This window comes from Nioella sp. MMSF_3534 (assembly GCF_030732985.1).
In the GTDB taxonomy this organism is placed as follows: domain Bacteria; phylum Pseudomonadota; class Alphaproteobacteria; order Rhodobacterales; family Rhodobacteraceae; genus Nioella.
In genome coordinates this window covers 1-18,287 of the sequence record NZ_JASHJX010000002.1, presented here as the reverse complement: position 1 = coordinate 18,287, position 18,287 = coordinate 1, and the positions used below count along the sequence as shown (strand labels likewise).

Here is an 18,287-nt window from a genome sequence, read left to right as displayed (position 1 = left end):
GTTAACCTTTTTCGAGGCAATGAAAACGCCGCCTTAACCATCGCATGAGTAGCTCTGTTGTCATCGTCCGCATTGTTCCGGGCGGAAGAGGAATTGTTCTTGGGGCTGCGCTCTGCTGCGACATGGCTGTCGCCCGGGGCGCAGGTCGTCACGATGGTTGCCTTCCGGCCCGAAAGAGGAATTGCCATGCCGCCCCTTGAACCGACCTTTCCGCTCGGCGATGTCGCAGACATTTCCGGCAGCTTCGAGTTGCAGGTGGTCGCCCGCTTTGACGATCTGACCGGCGGGTATTGGCAACGGTTGATTGATATAGGGTCCGGGGCGGGTGGCAATAACATCCTGCTGACGCAGGTCGAGAATACCGGCGACATCATGTTCGCCCTCTATCAGGACGGCACCACCTATTCAGTGATCGCACCGGGCGCGATCCTTGAGGGGGAAACCGCCACCTGGACCGTTGGAATAGATCGGGACGGCCTGATGTGGCTTGACCGGGACGGTGTTCGGTTGGGGCAGACACAGGCGGTTGTGCCGGATGACAGCCTGCGCCCGAATGAACTGTTGGGCCAATCCAACTGGGCGGACGATTCGCCCTTGATCGGGGCAATCCTCGGGGTCGATATCACCAACGCAGGCGATGTGGTGGATGGCGGTCGCCTCAACAACCCCGAGGACATCAATGGAGCCTTCCAGGTCGATGCCGTTGTTCGGTTCGACGATCTGCGGGCAGGTGAGGATCAGACGGTGTTCACCTACGGCAATGCCGATAGCGGATCGGCAATACGATTGTTCCGGGTCGCGGACAGCAACGATATCCGTTTCGAGATCGTGGAGGCTGGACAGATCTACAGTGTCACGGCTTCTGACGCGATTTCAGAAGGTGCGTGGGCCATGTGGTCCGTGGGGGCCGATGCAGATGGCACGATCTGGATCGAGAGAGACTCCGTCCGCTTGGTGGACGCAGCGGGGACCGTCCCGACCGGCTTTCTTGCAGAGGAAGCAACGATCGGTTCCATGGGCTCCGCCGGGGGTGGGAGGCTGAATGGGGTGGTTCTGGATCTGACGGTGTCCGCGCCACAGGATGGCACGGGTGGCGCCGACCCGGCCGACCCGGTCGTTGGAGTCGGAGACATGATCTTCGTCGCCCATCAGGATGACGATCTGCTGTTCATGAACCCGACCATAGATCGGCTGATCGACGGGCCCGATCCGGTCAGCGTCGTCTATCTGACGGCGGGTGATGCCGGGCAGGACGCAGGGTATTGGGGCGCAAGGGAAGCAGGTGAACGCGCGGCCTATGGGCAGATGGCCGGGGCGAATGATTGGGTGGACGAAACCGTTACCCTGACTGTCGGCAACAGCCAGTTCGAGGTCGCGAGTTCCTACCTTGCCAGCCAGCCCGACATTCGGCTCTATTTCCTGCGCCTTCCCGATGGATTCAGTCGGGGCGAAGGGTCAGAGGTCAACAATTTCGAAAGCCTGGAACAGCTTTGGGACGGAGACATCGCGACGATCACGGCGGTGGACGGAAGCGCGACTTACACGCACGCGGACCTTGTCGGCCTGTTGTCGGCGCTTCTCGATCAGCATCAGCCCGATCACATACACCTTCAGGATCACACGACTGACTATGCGGATATCGAGCATTCCGACCACCTGCACTCCGCCGAATTCGTCACAGCGGCGCTAAACAGCTACGCCGGAGATCTGACCGTTACCGGTTATGTGGGCTATGCAAGCTGGGGGTTGGACGAAAACCTGACGGCCGAGGAAGAGGCACTGGTTCGGGAATTCTTCGCCCAGTATTCCGCCTTTGACCCGAATGTGTTGGGCAGCGACGGGGCTTTCTTGGAGGCCTACGAGGAATGGGTCCAGCGGGAATACATCGCCTATGAATACACGCTGTCCGGCACAGGCGGCGGCGGGCCTTCGGGGGTCTCTAACTCTTTGTCAGACCTCACGGGCGATGGCACCTCCGACATCCTGTGGCGCAATGGCACGACCGGGCAGCTCGGCATGTTCGACATGGCGGGCGGCACGCCAACGTGGAGCGTTCTGGGTCAGGAGACCCCGGTCTGGCAGATCTCGTTTGTGGGCGATTTCGACGGCGATGGCACCGACGATATTCTCTGGCGCAATGACAGCTCCGGCGGCATCGGCTTCTCGGCTATGGGTAGCGGAAGCCCGGTCTGGAATGCCTTGGGGCAGGCCAGTTCCGCGTGGGGCATCGTGGGCGTCGGCGATTTCAACGGTGACGGCACCGACGATATCCTCTGGCAGAACAGCAGCAATGGCGGTGTTGGCATGTTCGCCATGTCCGGCGGCTCGTCCAGCTGGCAGACGATCGGCGGCTCCTCGGCCCCGTGGGAGATCGTGGCGACCGGCGACACGACCGGCGACGGGATCGACGACATCATCTGGCGCAATTCCACGACCGGTCAGGTGGGCCAGTTCGAGATATCCTCGGCGGGCACGCCCACGTGGAGCATCGTTGCCAATGCTTCCAACGACTGGCGGCTGGTGGGGACCGGCGATCTGGACGGCGACGGCACGGATGACCTCTTGTGGCGGCACGAGAGCTCGGGCGCCGTGGGCTACTACGCCATGGGCTCCGGTTCGCCAGTCTGGCAGGGCCTGGGGCAAGCGAGCTTCGACTGGGATATCGTGGGCACGGGCGATTACAATGGCGACGGTACGGACGACATCCTGTGGCGGAACGTGAACACCGGCACGGTCGGTATGTACGACATGGATGGCGGCGGCCCCACCTGGCAGACCATCGGCCAGACCGGGCTGGAATGGGACGTCGAGGGGCAGTTCGTGGATGAGTTCGTGTTCTGAACGGTGCCCGATCAAGGTCGCTACTCGGTGACCCACCCGGGTTGTCCGAGACTGCTCAGTTCCGCCCGGATTGCCGCGTGATCCGATTGCTGGAAGCGCGCCAGAATGTCGGTGCCATGCAGGCGGCGTTTCTGCGGATCAAGCGGCTGTCTTTGAACCCCAAGGAAATCCTGAACACCATCGAACCCGTCTTGCACCAGGCTCGAAAAGGAAATGTTCAGCGTGGGACCGGTTGCCTGACTGCGATAATAGTCAAATGTCTCGGTTTGATACGCGATGAACTTTCGGAAAGCCCTGGCATCGAAGACCAGCGGCGCGGATTCCAGCTTCTTGCCGCCTGAGTCTGCGCTGAGGTTCCAGATTCCTGTCTGGTGGGCCAACAGAGTTGAGGAATACTGAGACAGCTTGTTGCGACGTTCGAGGATGATCTTCGACACTGACCCATCGGCAAGCAGCCGTGCGCATTCGTCGGGCTCCTGAATGCGCCACATCTTGAATCCGACTGCTGTCGCATCGGGCTGATCAAACACCCGGTCGAGAAACACCGCCTTTTCCGCGCGCAGTTTGAGCAATGTGTCATTGCTCCACTCCGCCATGGTGCCCCGGAAATGCCACGCCGGGTTCGGATGGAACACTTCGCCATGGCACGTGATCTCGGGGTGGCTGTTTAGCGTTTCGGTCAACAGAGAGGTTCCCGACCGGGCCTCGCTGAGAATGACGAAGCGGGTACAATCCGTCGAACGCGTCACGCTGTTTTCTCCAGGCTGGCTTGTGTCGTGGCGTGGAAATCGATCCAGCCATGGGCAAGCATTCCATCCTTGAGCTGCAATTTCCGGAACATCTGGAACCGGTCGAGGCACTCTTCCGCATCGATCCACTTCTCGGGCGGCAGTTCCTTCCCGAATAGCCCGCTCATATGGCCGTTGAACTTTGCATCCGCAAACTGCCCTTCTCGCGCGGGTTCCACCGGGCGGACCATGTTGTGCAGCGCCTGGTTTACAATCTGGAACCGGTCATAGCCCGCCGCGCGCAGAAAGCAGATGGTATCTGCCGACATGGCCTCTACGGAAACGAAATCCGGGCGCCGTGCGTCGGTTGCCAACTGTTGGGTAAACAGGTCATCCACGCCTTCCATGTCACACTTGATGTAGCGCGGAACACCATAGCGGTCGAAAAGCCCCGCCAATGTCACGGTCTGAACCTGTATTTCCTCTGATTCATGGCCGCCTTTTTCGGCCCATCCCTTCTTGACGCTGCTCCAGTCGTCCTTGACCGGATTGACGTGAAAAGCGATCTGGTGATCCTCCGTGTCCCAGAAGGCGCGGTTCACGATCGCAAGGCGACCATCGGCCACTTCGGTTGAAAACTTCTCCTGCGCGCGCTTGCACATTTCAGGGTTCGCTTCCAGCGCAACAACCGAAAAGCCCTTGCGAAGATAGAAATCGGTATCAAGAGCCCAATGCATGCCGAGGTCGTAAATCAGATCCGAACGGGGCTCTTGGCTCGTGCTAGGTGTCGTCATTTCCATCATCCTTCAAGGGATCTGTTGGCGCGGACGGTGCTGGCTGTTCCAACGCGTCAGAGAGCGCCTGTGTCGCCGTCTGCCATGTACGAGAAAGCATGTCTTCAAAACCGGAAGCCGACATGGCGCGCAAACGGGCGCGATCGCCGGACAGAAGCTCAAGCGTATCCAGCGCCGGGGTAATATCTTCGCTGTCGGGAAACAGAATGCCGGACTTGCCGTCTTGCACTACCTCTGAGATGGCGCCGACATCCGTCGAGATCACCACCGCGCCAGAACGCATGGCCTCCAGCACCGTCAGCGGCAATCCCTCGTAGCGGGACAGCATCACAACGACATCCGCCCAGTCATAGGCGGCGGCAAGATCCGCGGGATCGGACAGCGGGGCTTCTGGCGAGATGGCAAGGTTGCCACCTGGCAGGCTTCTGCTGTCCCCCATGACCGAACTGCCAATGACACGCCAATCCACCGGCAAGCGACGGGACTTGCTGGCGCGGATCAATGCGTCCAGTCGGTCGACGCCTTTCTGACGGTCCAGCCGACCGATGAAAAGCGCCCTGAGCGGTTGGTCGGCGGGGCGGTCACGACGCCGGGCAAGGGCATCAGATACCAGCACGGAACTTGGCAGGTCAAAGCCTGGCGCATTCGGAACGGTCACGATCTTCTGACGCGGAACGCCCATGCCGCGCAACCAGCTGGCCATCGCTTCGGAGCACGGGGCAAACAGATCAAAGGCGTGCTCATAAGCAAGACCCACATGTGTATTCCCGGTGGGGCGTCCAAAGCGGGTCAGGTCATGGACATGTAAAGAGTTCACGGTGCGAACACCCAGTCGCCGAAGCTGTCCCATTGTCCCGGCCACCGCGCCACCATGGAAGTTGATCACGCAGTCGAGCCAGTGAAGCATGCTGAGGACTTTGTCGTGATTACCCGACACCGCCCAGTCTGATATCGGGCTGCCCAGGAAATTCTGCGGCCCGTCCCCGCCAAGACGGAAGTCGGGGTCGGACAGGAACCCCACGCTATCGAATGCGTCCTGCCAGTCGGGCAGGATCTTGATCGACCCGGTATCAAGCAGCATGGCATGAGTGGACCAGCCGCGTGCCCGCATCGCTTTGGCGATATTGTAGGCGACCCGTTCGACGCCCGCGAATTCCGCCATTGGCAGCAGGAAGCCCATGTTGCGCGATGTATCTCGCGTGACACGCGGATATACCGGCTGACCCGAAAACCGCTTTCGGGGAATCCTGTATTCGAGATTGCGCATCGTCGCGCCGTTGCTGCGCCACTGCCACTCCTGCCCAAGCGCTGCACGGTAGGGAGATGCGCGCAAAGAGTGGATCAGCTGGACAAGGCTGCTGGTCGCGTCGCGGTGCAGGCGGTCCGTGTCTGCGACGGAGGCGGGAAGAAACAGCTCGCTCTGGGCAATCTTGGGCTTGGGATGGGCACTGAGAACTGTGTCGATCCAGTCGGAAACCGTATCGCGCAGCACCTCGGTAAGCAATTTCGGGGAAATGGCAGCAACCGCGGCTTGGCGAATTCGGCTCTTGTCCTCGGTAGCCGATATATCAGCTATCTCAACGCGTCCCGGTGTGCCCTGGGAAATATGAAGTCCGGCAACATGCGCGGATTCCAGTTGGCTTTCCAGCTTCCACAAGGCCCAGTGCAAGAGACCGGCCGACCTGAGGCAGGCCAGAACCGCACTGTGCATGACCACGGTGAAAGGCGGTGCCGAGTTTGCACCGGGAAGAACCTGAGCTTGCCATACCTGCCGGATATGAGTTTCGACATCCACAACGCGCAAAGATCCGTCATCCGGATCGACACAATGCAGCAACTCGGCCCGGTCGGGCATGTAGATGGCGTATCGCGGTGCCTCGTCGGCTTCCAGGCGCACCAGTTCACGCGGCGCAAACAACAGCTTGTGCTTCTGCGCCATATCCCCCTGCAACTGGGCCGCTTCGCGGTCGGCCTCCATCAGCATGCTTTCGGGGCGCTTCCGGTAACGGAAGCCAAAGTCCTCCAGGTACTTTCCCCGGAACCCGGAGCGCGCCGCCGACAGGAAGAAATCCCAATCCTCCCACCCGAGCCGAAAGCTCTGATCGAAGAATACCCCGTCTTCGAAGACCTTTCGTCTGACAAGGCTGCCCGCCTCGCAGATGTTGATGGTCGAGTGTTGAAGAAGTGAATAGGGCCCGCTGTAATCCCATGCGCTGGGAAGGCCGAACATGTCGATGCTGGGATATATCCAGTCTGCGTCCGGATCCGCGTCAAGCGTGGCCATGGCCCGTGCCATCGCCTGCGGTCTCAGCCGGTTGTCGGCGTCGAGGAAATAGATCGCATCGACCGAGGGATACCGGTCCAGAACCGTACGAATTCCGTGGTTGCGCGCGCTGGCGAGCCCGCCATTCGGCTTGCGAAGATAAATCACGCGATGCGGATAGGCTCGGGCATAGGCCAGCCCGACCTCTTCCGTTTCGGGATAGGGGCACCCATCGTTGACCAGTGCCACAAGGAACGGAAAGGGCGCTTCCTGCGCAAGAGCTGATTCCAGCGCCTCGGTCACCAGGCCGGAGTGGCGGAACACCGGAATGACGATCGCAACCCTCGGTGCAGCCGGTTCTGCTACGTCGCGCATCCTGCTAGAACCTGTCGCGGCACAGGGTGACAGATGAGAATGCCGCCCAAGCCCAGCTAGGTGGCAGCTGTTGGTCTGCCATGCGGGTGATCAGATAGAGATCCATCGCCGATCCTGCCGGTTCTTGCAGGAGCAGATGGATATGGCCTTTCTGGCCAGCAGATAGCCGGTACCATTCGGATTTTTGCGCACCGGGAGAGTCCAGCAAACTGTTCAGGGAAGGCGCCAACGCACTGCGCCTCCGGATAAAGGCACGCTTGTTGCCGGCAGGATCAATGCGTGCGGCGGTTGGGGCAACTGCAATCGCGTACTCGATATCAGCACCTTGTTCGGACAGGCTGTGAATGCTGGCCGTGACCTCATTCACACCTGAGCCAACCGCATCGCAAAGCAATGCTGCTGCCAGATCACCCTGAACCGGATGGACCTGCAGAACATTCTGCTCTTCGAGATACTTCGTGTCGGTGTTATCCGGGTTGAGATTTCGGGCAGCCCTGAGAGCCGCTTCTGCCAGTACCTTGACCCCCGCGCCATCGCTGGAATGGGGAGGGGTGCAACCGGGAATGTAAGTCCACAATTGCAGGGCAAGTACCCGGTCCTCAGTCTCAGATGGCTTGGCTTCGGATCCTTCTCGGAGCTGAAGGCAATAGCGCTGGTCCGGATGCCGCAGTGACCAATCAAGCTCCAGCGGTGCGGTGCCCGTCCATTCGAGGCGCAGTTGAAGCGTGGTATTGTCAGGTCCAAGCGCAACTTCCAGCGGCAATCGCAACCAGCCGGCGCTCAGATCGCCTTGACCGATGGACCATTCGGCAAGTGTCTCGGCTTTTTCCAGTGCGTGAAGCCCAATCAGGAGCTGGCCGCCCGAACCGGCTGGGGCCCGCGCGACATGCAAGCCGATATCAGAGATTCCGCTGCTTTCACCTGGCAGGCGCTGATGCAGAACCGCACCCGCTGGCAAGTTCACCGGCTTCGTGTTCGAGGCCGGGGCAAGGTCGCGGCGCAGCTGCCTGTGATCGAGCTCTGCCTCCTGGACAAAACCTTCCAGCAATCCGAACGCGTTGCTCAACTCTTCGAAATCTGCCCGGAGATGCGCCATGTCGCGCAGCAGCTCGACCTGGCGTTGCGCGGCCCTGAGCCGTTCCTGCAGCAATATATCGACGATCTTGCTCAGCACCTTGGCCTGTCTCTGGTCGGGATGCGTGTCGCTCAGGTCGATCAGAAGCAAGGGTTCCGCCCCCAGTTCCGTGACGAACCGGGCGCAAAAGGTTTCCGCCTGCCGAAGGCCATCGGGCGAGGCCGCCAATATGCAGAGCGCGTTCTGCTGAAGATCGGAGAGAGGCACCTCGGATGCCGAATGCCAATCGGTAACACGCCCCTGCATGTCGCACCGCAAAAGCGGATACCCGAAATCGAAGACTTGAGCGAAGTCGTCACCGGGATCAGCAATGACGATGGCATTTTCCATGAGGCGAGCAACGGCTTTCTTGTTTCCCGCTTCCTTCTAGAGAAATCTAGTCCCGCCAACAAGGCTCAAGGGGACAGGAAAGTACGTCTTTGCTGGTGGATAACTCAGAACACGAACTCATCCACGAACTGCCCCTCGACGTCCCATGCCAGCGCGGCCTGGCCGATGGTCTGCCAGTTCGGCCCGCCATCCATATCATACATGCCGACCGTGCCGGTGTTCACGTTCCGCCACAGGATATCGTCCGTTCCGTCGCCATTGTAGTCGCCGGTGCCCACGATATCCCAGTCGAAGCTCGCTTGCCCCAGGCCCTGCCAGACCGGCGAACCGGACCCCATGGCGTAGTAGCCCACGGCGCCCGAGCTCTCATGCCGCCACAAGAGGTCATCCGTCCCGTCGCCGTCCAGATCGCCGGTCCCCACCAGTCGCCAGTCGGTCGAGACATTGGCCACCACGCTCCAGGTGGGCGTGCCCGCGCCGGACATCTCGAACTGGCCCACCTGGCCGGTTGTCGCGTTCCGCCAGATGATGTCGTCGATCCCGTCGCCGGTAATGTCACCCGTCGCCACGATCTCCCACGGCGCAGATGAACCGCCGATCGTCTGCCAGGTCGCCGTGCCGCCCGACATGGCGAACATGCCCACGCCGCCATTGTTGCTGTTCTGCCAGAGGATATCGTCGGTACCGTCGCCGTTGAAATCGCCGACGCCCATGATCTGCCATTCCGCCCCGGCGGTGCCGAGCGCGTTCCAGACCGGGCTGCCGGTGCCCATGGCCGAGAAGCCGATGCCGCCGGAGGTATCGTTGCGCCACAGGATATCGTCGGTGCCATCCCCGTCGAAATCGCCCAGACCGCCGATCTGCCAGGCGGTGCTTTCGCCACCCAGAACGCTCCAGGTGGGCGTGCCGCCAGCCATGTCGAACATGCCGTACTGACCCGTCGTGCCGTTGCGCCAGAGAATGTCGGAGGTGCCGTCGCCGGTCAGGTCGCTTTCGGGGTCATGCTGGTTTGCGACCTCGATGCGCCCGTCCAGTGCAGAAACATCCGTGATACCGTTCAGTGTCAGCGTGTTGCCACCTCCGAAATCCAGAACAAGGTTGCCGCTGACCACACTGGCCGCTGACAGCACCGAGGCCAAACTGCCGCTCAGGACCGGCGAGTCGATCTTCAGGAAATCGCCGGAGAAATCCTCGATCACATCCGCGCCACCCGAGTAGCCGAAGGTATCTTCGCCCGCACCGCCATTGAGCGTGTCGTTTCCGGACCCGCCATTGAGCGTGTCATTGCCGCCGTTTCCGTCAAGATCGTCCGCGCCGCTGCCGCCATCGAAGGCTTCGTCATCCGAGGTTCCGACGAAGGAATCATTCTGTGACACCGATGCCCCGGAAATGGCGGTCGGGTCGATCGCCTGGCCGGGCGCATATGGGGCTGGCGCGGTTTGGGCCGGTGTGGTCTGATTTATGGACGCAAAAAGCGCGTTGAACTCCGCCTGGTTGGTGGGAGCTGGTGCGCTGCCCGCCAGCAAGAAAACATAGTCGATATCCGTGCTGCTATCGAAATGAGACAGGACAGTTACCGGCCCGGTGCTGAGATTGAGCTGATAGATATACGTCTCGTCTTCGTCAGCCACGGGAATAGGAACGCCGCCATTGAGAGAAAACTGGCTCGTGTAGGCCCCGTAGGAGCTCACGACATCCACTTCCGTGATGCCGAACAGATTCGTGACACCCTCCGGGACATCGGAATAAGACAGCGTGGCCCCCTCGGAAATCGTGAGTGTCAGGGATGCCGAGCCGACATAGGTCGTGGAATTGATGGCGAAACCCTGAAGAGTGACTGTCGACATTTAGATGCTCCAAATACTGGCCGTTCTATTGCCTCTGGACAGGATGAGGCCTTGTGCGAAATGTAGTGAAAATTGGCTTCATGTCGAGTCTATTAACTATTGTTAACCAATTGGTTACAATCCGTTCGCAGAATGCGGGAATGGGCGCGCTCTTCCGCTTTCCAGCATCAAGGGCACTCCGATCAACAGGTTGATCACTGGAAGTGAACCGTTGAAAAGCGCCATGAGGCGCAGCAATTACGCGAAATCGCTGTCTGCATAGCCCTGCAGATAGAGCAGCGCCGTCAGGTCGCCGTGGTTCACGCGGATCTCGCATTCGGCCTGCACCGACGGCTTCGCATGTAGCGCCACGCCGGTGCCCGCCAGCCCCAGCATGCCGAGGTCATTCGCGCCGTCACCCACGGCGATCACGTCGGCGGGGGTGATGCCGATGCGAGTGGTGATGTCGTGCAGCGCCTGAACCTTGGCATCGCGCCCGAGGATCGGGCGCGCCACCTCCCCTGTCAGCTGGCCCGCCTCGGCCAGCAGCGAGTTGGCGCGGTTCTCGTCGAAGCCCAGATCGGCGGCGACCTTCGTGGTAAAGGCGGTGAAGCCACCCGAGACCAGCGCCGCATAGGCCCCGTGGATCTTCATCGTTGCCAGCAACGCCTTGCCGCCGGGCATATGGGTGATGCGCGTTTCCAGCACACGGGTGATGACGGTTTCGGGCAGGCCCTTCAGCAGACCTACCCGTTCGATGAGCGCGCCTTCGAAATCCAGCTCACCATTCATGGCACGCGCGGTGATGTCTTTCACACGCTCGCCCACGCCCGCCTCATCGGCCAGTTCGTCGATGCATTCCTGCTGGATCATGGTGCTGTCCATGTCGGCGAGCAGCATCTTCTTGCGGCGGCCTTCCGTGGGCTGAACGACAAGGTCCACACCCTCGGCTTGCAGGCTCTCCCACACGTTCCACCGGTTTGCGGGCATCGCGGGCATCGCAAATTCCGCAGCCACATCGGGCGAGAGCCAAAGCGCATCGCCCCCGCCCCAGGCGTTGCGGAGCGATTCGACCAGCGCGCCCTCCAGCCTGGGGGTTGCGGGGTTGGTCAGAAGCGTGGCGATGAACATGGGTGTGTCCCCCGTAGCCTGCGGTTGGCACGCATAAACCACGGGGGAGCTGGGATTTGAAGGGGCTCAGCCTGCGTCAGGAAGCGGCGGCAGGCTGCGCAGGTAGAGGATGATCGCGGCGAGGTCATCCTCGGTCATGTTCGCAAAGAACCCGTAGGGCATCGGCGGGAACATGGGCGAGCCATCGGGCCGAACCCCTTGCGTGATCATCGCGGCGATCTCGTCATCCGTGTAGCCCGCCAGCCCGTCCTCATGGCTGGTGATGTTGGACGCGACAGAGATGCCCCAGGGCCCGTGGAATTCGAACCCGCCACGACCGAGATCGGTGTCTACCATCGGCCCCATTGGTCCCATCGGGGTATGGCATTCCATGCAATGCGCGATCGGCCCGGCAAGGTATTCGCCGTATTCCACTGTCACGCCCGCATTGATGTCGGCGACGGTTTCCACCGGCGGGCCATAGGCGGGGGGCAGGGGGATGTTATAGGCGGAGCGGCCGGGGTCATTGTCGACGGCCGGAACCGTGCGCAGATAGGCCACGATTGCGGCGAGATCCGTATCGCTGAGACCCCGGTAGAAGGTGAAGGGCATCGGCGGGCCGATGACGGACCCATCGGGGCGGATGCCTTCGCGGATTGCGCGGGCCAGTTCCGCGTCGCTCCACTGGCCGGAGGGTCCGGCCGGGGTGATGTTGGGGGCGATGGCGGTGAACATGTCATTGGCCTCGACCAGCCGGCCGCCAAGCTCCTGTCCTTCGATGAAACCGGTTGGCCCCATCGGTGAGTGGCAGTTGCCACAGCCTGCGGGTCCGGTCACGAGATACTCTCCACGGGCAACAAGGTCTTCGTTCTGGGCAGCGGCGGGCGCGGCCATCAGAACGGTTGCGGCCAGGGCCGCTTGTGTCAGTTTTTTCATTGGGTCCTCCCGTCGTCCGGCCCGATCAGAGGTTTTCGAAGGCCGGATTTCTACCCTAACACGAAAAAAAGACCGAATGTCCAGATGTTACCCGAAAGGGTTGTGTCTTTCTCTTGTTTCCGATCGTGAACGCGGGCGGCGCAGAATTTTCCTGAAACGACTGTTTTGTCGAATTTTACGACTTGTGCGTTCCAGCGACTGGCCGTAATTCCGGCGGTGGGACACCCCTCCCCAACGAGGGGCGCATATCTGGAAGGATACCAGCAATGGTGACGACTACCCCGGCAACGCGGCCGGCGAACCCGCGTTTTTCCTCTGGCCCCTGTGCCAAACCCCCCACCTGGACCGTTGATGCTTTAAAGGACGCGCCCCTGGGCCGCAGCCACCGTGCCGCCATTGGCAAGGACAAGCTGAAGGCCGCCATCGAAGGCACGCGCGAGATCCTCGGCATCCCCGCAGACTACAAGATCGGCATCGTGCCCGCCTCCGACACCGGCGCCGTGGAAATGGCGCTGTGGTCGCTGCTTGGCGCACGCAAGGCCACCATGGTGGCCTGGGAAAGCTTCGGCTCGGGCTGGGTCACGGATGTGGTCAAGCAACTGAAGATCGACGCCGAAGTGAAGACCGCCGACTATGGCCAGATCGTCGATATGGCCGCTGTGGACTACGACACCGACGTTGTCTTTACGTGGAACGGCACCACATCTGGCGTGCGCGTGGCCAATGGCGACGTGATCCCCTCGGATCGCTCGGGCCTGACGATCTGCGACGCGACCAGCGCCGCCTTTGCGATGGACCTGCCCTGGGACAAGCTGGATGTGACCACCTTCAGCTGGCAGAAGGTGATGGGCGGTGAGGCCGCGCACGGGATGCTGATCCTGTCCCCCCGCGCCGTCGAGCGGCTGGAAAGCTACACCCCGGCCTGGCCGCTGCCGAAAATCTTCCGCCTGACCAAGGGCGGCAAGCTGATTGACGGGATCTTTACCGGCGCCACGATCAACACGCCCTCGATGCTCTGCGTCGAGGACTACCTTTTTGCGCTGGACTGGGCGCGCGAGGTCGGCGGGCTGGAAGGGTTGATTGCCCGGTCCACCGCCAATGCGCAGGCGATCTGGGACTTCTGCGACCGGCATGACTGGATTGCGAACCTGGCAGAAGATGACGCCACACGGTCCAACACCAGCGTGTGCCTGAAGTTCACCGATGACCGGATCGCAGACGGTGCAGCCTTCGCCAAGGCCGTCGCCAAACGGCTGGAGGCTGAGGATATCGCGCTCGATATCGGGGCATACCGCGACGCGCCTGCGGGTCTGCGCATCTGGTGTGGGGCGACAGTGGAGACCTCGGATATCGAGGCGATGCTGCCCTGGCTGGAATGGGCCTTTGAGGCCGAGATCGCCGCACAGGCCGAAGCCGCCTGACGTGGTGGTGGGCAGAACTGCCCACCCTACACCTTCCCGTTTCCCCGTGCGTAGGGTGGGCAGTTTGCCCACCGGTACGCCCCGACAAAGGACACAGCCAAATGGCCCCTAAAGTTCTCGTTTCCGACAAACTCAGCGAAACCGCCGTTCAGATCTTCCGCGATCGTGGCATCGAGGTCGATTTCGAACCCGGTCTCGGCAAGGACAAGGACGCGCTGCTTGCCAGGATCGGTGAGTATGACGGCCTTGCCATCCGTTCCGCTACCAAGGTGACGGAGAAGATCCTTGCCGCCGCCACCAACCTCAAGGTCATCGGTCGCGCCGGGATCGGCACCGACAATATCGACAAGCCCGCCGCGTCCAAGAAGGGCGTGATCGTGATGAACACGCCGTTCGGCAACATGATCACCACCGCCGAGCACGCGATTGCGATGATGTTCGCGGTTGCGCGCCAGATCCCCGAGGCCAGCGCCTCTACCCATGCGGGCAAGTGGGAGAAATCCAAGTTCATGGGGGTCGAGCTGACCGGCAAGACGCTCGGCGTCATCGGCGCGGGCAATATCGGCGGTATCGTCTGCGACCGGGCCCGTGGTCTGAAGATGAAAGTCATCGCCTACGATCCGTTCCTGTCGGAGGAGAAGGCGAATTCGATGGGCGTGGAAAAGGTGGAGCTGGAAACGCTGCTGAAACGCGCCGACTTCATCACGCTGCACGTGCCGCTGACCGACCAGACCCGGAATATCCTGTCTGCCGAGAACCTCGCAAAGACCAAGAAGGGTGTGCGGATCATCAACTGCGCGCGGGGCGGCCTCGTGGATGAAACCGCTCTGGCGGAGCTGCTGAAATCCGGCCATGTGGCGGGCGCGGGTTTTGACGTGTTCGCCGAGGAACCGGCCACCGAAAACCCGCTGTTCAACCTGCCCAACGTGGTCTGCACGCCCCATCTTGGCGCGGCGACGACCGAAGCGCAGGAAAACGTGGCGCTGCAAGTGGCCGAACAGATGGCCGACTACCTGCTGACCGGTGCCGTGCAGAACGCGCTGAACATGCCGTCGGTCACGGCAGAGGAAGCCAAGGTCATGGGCCCGTGGCTGAAACTGGCGCAGCATCTGGGCAGCTTCGTGGGCCAGCTGACCGAAGAGGCCATCGAGGAAATCCGCATCACCTATAACGGGGTTGCGGGCACGATGAACCTTGAGGCGCTGAATTGCGGCGTGATCGCGGGGATCATGAAGGCGGTGAACCCGGATGTGAACATGGTTTCGGCCCCCGTTATCGCGCGGGAACGCGGCATCGAGATCTCCACTACCACGCAGGACAAGTCCGGTGCGTTCGAAGGCTATATCCGGCTGGAGGTCGTGACCCCGCACCGCACCCGGTCCATCGCGGGCACTGTATTCTCGGATGGAAAACCGCGCTTCATCCAGATCAAGGGCATCAATATCGACGCCGAGATCGGGGAGCATATGCTGTATACCACCAACGAGGATATCCCCGGCATCATCGGCACGCTCGGCCAGACCATGGGCGAAAACGGCGTGAACATCGCCAACTTTACCCTTGGCCGGTCCGGTGCGGGCAAGGATGCCATCGCGCTGCTCTATCTCGACGCGCAACCCCCGGCGGACGTGCTGGAGAAACTGCGCGCCACAGGCATGTTCCAGCAGGTCGCGCCGATGCAGTTCGACGCCGCCTGAAACTGACATGTCAGCCCGTCAAAGCCCCGGTCTCTGGCCGGGGCTTTTTCGTTCAGGCTTGCGGTTTGGGCCTGTTTCGCCCCATCCTTCACACATGAGCACCAACACGCCTTTCGTCCTGGATGATTTCCTGCCCTACCAGCTGGCCGTGGTGGCCGAGCGGGTCAGCGGCCAGTTCGCGCGCCATTACAAAGAGATGTTCGGCCTGTCCCGGTCGGAGTGGCGGGTTCTGGCGCATCTGAGCCAGCAGACGGCGGTCTCGGTCCGGGAGATTTCGGCTCAGGCGGCGCTGGACAAGTCGAAGGTCAGCCGGGCCGTGTCGCGGCTGGAAGAGATGGGCTATATCAGCAAGACGACCTCACCTGCTGACAGGCGTCTCGTCGTATTGGCGCTGACGGAAAGCGGCAGGGGGATCATCAATGCGCTGACACCGATTGCCGAGAGATATCAGACCGAGGTGTTGAAATCGCTCGCGCCCGATGCAGAAGGCTTTCAAAGCGCGCTGAAACGGCTCATGGCGGAACCTGCGCAACGCGGGTAAACAGCGTTCAGGGGAATTTGGCATATTGCCCGCCGGCTGGCGGGTTGGAGTCTTTGGAGGACTATAAATGACCGATATCGTGATCCTGTCCGGTGCCCGGACGGCCATCGGCACCTTTGGCGGATCTTTGGCCGCGACACCCCCGATCGAGCTTGGCACCGTTGCCGCCAAGGCCGCGCTGGAGCGTGCCGGTGTGGACGGCAAGCAGGTGGGCAATGTGGCCTTTGGCCATGTGATCAACACCGAACCGCGCGACATGTACCTGTCCCGCGTTGCCGCCATGCAGGCGGGCATTCCCGACACCACCCCCGCGATGAACGTGAACCGGCTGTGCGGGTCTGGTTTGCAGGCCATCGTGTCAGTGATGCAGAACCTGATGCTTGGCGATGCGGAGTTCGGCCTTGCCGGTGGTGCCGAAAGCATGAGCCGTGGCCCCTATATCGTGCCCGCCATTCGTTGGGGTCAGAAGATGGGCGATATGGGCGGCACCGACATGATGGTCGGCGCGCTGAACTGCCCGTTCGGCACCGGGCATATGGGCGTGACGGCGGAAAACGTGGCAGAAGAGCATGACATCACGCGCGAGCAGATGGATGCCTTTGCCGTGGAAAGCCAGAAGCGGGCTATTGCGGCGATTGAGGCGGGCTATTTCAAAGATCAGATCGCCCCGGTCGAGGTGAAGGTAAAGCGCGATATGGTGCCCTTCGACACCGACGAGCATCCCAAGGCGTCCACCATGGAAACGCTGGCCGGGCTGCGGACGGTGTTCAAGAAAGACGGACGGGTCACGGCGGGCAATGCGTCGGGCATCAATGACGGTGCTGGCGCGCTGGTTCTGGCCCGCGCAGATGCGGCAGAGGCCGCTGGCCTGAAACCCCGCGCGCGGATCATCGGCTATGCCCATGCAGGTGTGCGCCCCGAGGTGATGGGCATCGGCCCGGTGCCTGCGGTCCAGAACCTGCTGGCGCGCACCGGCCTGTCGGTCACCGATTTCGACGTGATCGAATCGAACGAGGCCTTCGCCGCGCAGGCGCTGGCGGTGAACAAGGGTCTGGGGCTCGACCCCGCCAAGGTGAACCCCAATGGCGGCGCGATTGCGCTGGGCCACCCGGTCGGCGCGACCGGCGCGATCATCACCGTGAAGGCCCTGCACGAGCTGGAACGCACCGGCGGCAGCAAGGCGTTGATCACCATGTGCATCGGCGGCGGTCAGGGCATCGCGATTGCCATCGAACGCATCTGAGCCGACGATCAGAACATGAAAAACCCCCGGTGCCACATCGGCATCGGGGGTTTTTTGTTGGAACCGGCGGGATGGGGAGAGGGGCACCCTGCCGGTTCCGGCCCGTGAGTGATGGGCATCAGTCTTCGAAGCGCGATTCTTCAGCCAGCTGGGCGAAAATGCGGGCCGCGACTTCGTTGTGGCCAAAGCTCTGGGTCGAAATCACTTCGGTGCCGCTATTGGTGAGGTAGGCTGCGATTGCGTGATCATCATCTTCCTGGACCTGACGAACACGGGCGTCGAATGCAACCGATGCGTCAACCGGACCTGCGCCGCCGTTCAGAATGAAGGCCACTTCCGCATGGTCGTTGTCGGACATGGCCTGGCTCAAGCGGACCAGTTCGGACGTGGAGTAGGTGCCGGGCTCAACACCCAGTGACGCGGCAAGGTTGTCGGACGCGAATGCAGCGGGGGCGGCAAGGGCGGTCACAAGGGCGGTGGTGAGTGCGATGGTTTTCATGGGTCTTTCCTTTCAAGTGTCGTTTGCAGTGCGTTTGCGTTTGAAGGCGTTGTGCCTCCGATGACACTCAACTTAGGAGCTTGAGTTTGGTGTTTCACCCAACGAAAGCGGGATAATTGCGTGAGGTTGGTGCGTATGTGCACATCTCCATCTGCGGGATAGCCCAGAGCGTCACTGTTGGTGACGGCTGTGTGATCTCGTGAAACTTATCGGCCATTCAGCACGTTGGTTCTTCCGGGGAATGCTGTGCGACGCTTGCGGATGCCCGTGGCCAGCGAATCCCCGGCATCGGGTGTTCGACAACTCAGGGGGCCGCGACTTCGACCGTGATGCGGGCAGCCCGGCCCATTGAATCAATAACCGTCAGCTCTCCGAACCCGGGCCCGGCAAGGTCAAGCGTCATCTGACGATCCCGGTTCGCAGTGCTAACCGGTGCGCCATTCCAGAGCCAGGTGAAGGGTGGCCTGCCCCTGTCCACCCGCGCCATCAGGGGCAGGCCCGGCTGGCTGGCCAGCACAGCGCCATCTGGGGGGAAGGCGATCTCGGGG

Annotated in this window: 13 protein-coding genes and 1 pseudogene; 5 read left to right on the top strand and 9 right to left on the bottom strand. The window is 61.7% G+C overall.

Translation table 11 applies throughout. The annotated features are described in order from the left end of the window. The first annotated feature begins 186 nt into the window (after nucleotides 1–186). A complete protein-coding gene (locus RBB16_RS00930) occupies nucleotides 187–2,841 on the top strand; it encodes an FG-GAP-like repeat-containing protein (protein ID WP_306044332.1) in 2,655 nt (884 codons plus the stop codon). Nucleotides 2,842–2,861: 20 nt separating this feature from the next. Here RBB16_RS00930 and RBB16_RS00925 read toward each other — a convergent pair whose 3' ends face one another. The 7 genes from RBB16_RS00925 to RBB16_RS00895 all read right to left on the bottom strand — a co-directional run bounded on the left by RBB16_RS00925 (nucleotide 2,862) and on the right by RBB16_RS00895 (nucleotide 12,338). Further along, a complete protein-coding gene (locus RBB16_RS00925; RefSeq protein WP_306044331.1) occupies nucleotides 2,862–3,590 on the bottom strand; it encodes a sulfotransferase in 729 nt (242 codons plus the stop codon). Then, a complete protein-coding gene (locus RBB16_RS00920) occupies nucleotides 3,587–4,363 on the bottom strand; it encodes an FkbM family methyltransferase (protein ID WP_306044330.1) in 777 nt (258 codons plus the stop codon). Before RBB16_RS00920 ends, RBB16_RS00925 begins: the two co-directional genes overlap by 4 nt. Then, the gene (locus tag RBB16_RS00915) at nucleotides 4,350–7,001 is read right to left on the bottom strand and encodes a glycosyltransferase (RefSeq protein WP_306044328.1); all 2,652 of its coding nucleotides are present in this window, start codon (nucleotides 6,999–7,001) and stop codon (nucleotides 4,350–4,352) included. The genes RBB16_RS00920 and RBB16_RS00915 overlap by 14 nt, the downstream gene beginning before the upstream one ends. A gap of 4 nt (nucleotides 7,002–7,005) precedes the next feature. Then, a complete protein-coding gene (locus RBB16_RS00910) occupies nucleotides 7,006–8,466 on the bottom strand; it encodes a DUF6212 domain-containing protein (RefSeq protein ID WP_306044327.1) in 1,461 nt (486 codons plus the stop codon). Nucleotides 8,467–8,570: 104 nt separating this feature from the next. After that, on the bottom strand, nucleotides 8,571–10,313 hold the full coding sequence (locus RBB16_RS00905) for an FG-GAP-like repeat-containing protein (protein WP_306044326.1): 1,743 nt from the start codon (nucleotides 10,311–10,313) through the stop codon (nucleotides 8,571–8,573). Between the two features lie 237 nt (nucleotides 10,314–10,550). Further along, a complete protein-coding gene (gene serB, locus RBB16_RS00900; protein WP_306044325.1) occupies nucleotides 10,551–11,423 on the bottom strand; it encodes a phosphoserine phosphatase SerB in 873 nt (290 codons plus the stop codon). 66 nt (nucleotides 11,424–11,489) lie between these two features. After that, nucleotides 11,490–12,338: a c-type cytochrome gene (locus tag RBB16_RS00895; protein ID WP_306044324.1), complete on the bottom strand. Its 849-nt coding sequence runs from the start codon at nucleotides 12,336–12,338 to the stop codon at nucleotides 11,490–11,492. A 266-nt stretch (nucleotides 12,339–12,604) separates the two neighbouring features. Here RBB16_RS00895 and RBB16_RS00890 point away from each other — a divergent pair, with 266 nt between their 5' ends. The 4 genes from RBB16_RS00890 to RBB16_RS00875 all read left to right on the top strand — a co-directional run bounded on the left by RBB16_RS00890 (nucleotide 12,605) and on the right by RBB16_RS00875 (nucleotide 17,240). Next, complete coding sequence (locus RBB16_RS00890; RefSeq protein WP_306044323.1) at nucleotides 12,605–13,759, top strand: phosphoserine transaminase; 1,155 nt, start codon at nucleotides 12,605–12,607, stop codon at nucleotides 13,757–13,759. 101 nt (nucleotides 13,760–13,860) lie between these two features. Continuing rightward, nucleotides 13,861–15,456, top strand: a complete 1,596-nt coding sequence (gene serA, locus RBB16_RS00885) for a phosphoglycerate dehydrogenase (protein WP_306044322.1) — start codon at nucleotides 13,861–13,863, stop codon at nucleotides 15,454–15,456. A gap of 94 nt (nucleotides 15,457–15,550) precedes the next feature. Further along, entirely contained in the window at nucleotides 15,551–15,997 is a 447-nt protein-coding gene (locus tag RBB16_RS00880; RefSeq protein WP_306044321.1) for a MarR family winged helix-turn-helix transcriptional regulator, read from the top strand. Nucleotides 15,998–16,064: 67 nt separating this feature from the next. Continuing rightward, nucleotides 16,065–17,240, top strand: coding sequence for an acetyl-CoA C-acyltransferase family protein (locus RBB16_RS00875; RefSeq protein WP_306044320.1), 1,176 nt, complete (start codon nucleotides 16,065–16,067; stop codon nucleotides 17,238–17,240). 118 nt (nucleotides 17,241–17,358) lie between these two features. Here RBB16_RS00875 and RBB16_RS00870 read toward each other — a convergent pair whose 3' ends face one another. Both RBB16_RS00870 and RBB16_RS00865 read right to left on the bottom strand, forming a co-directional pair. Next, complete coding sequence (locus RBB16_RS00870) at nucleotides 17,359–17,739, bottom strand: hypothetical protein (RefSeq protein ID WP_071691198.1); 381 nt, start codon at nucleotides 17,737–17,739, stop codon at nucleotides 17,359–17,361. Nucleotides 17,740–18,043: 304 nt separating this feature from the next. Continuing rightward, a pseudogene (locus RBB16_RS00865) lies at nucleotides 18,044–18,287 on the bottom strand (penicillin-binding protein 1C); the annotation flags it as partial.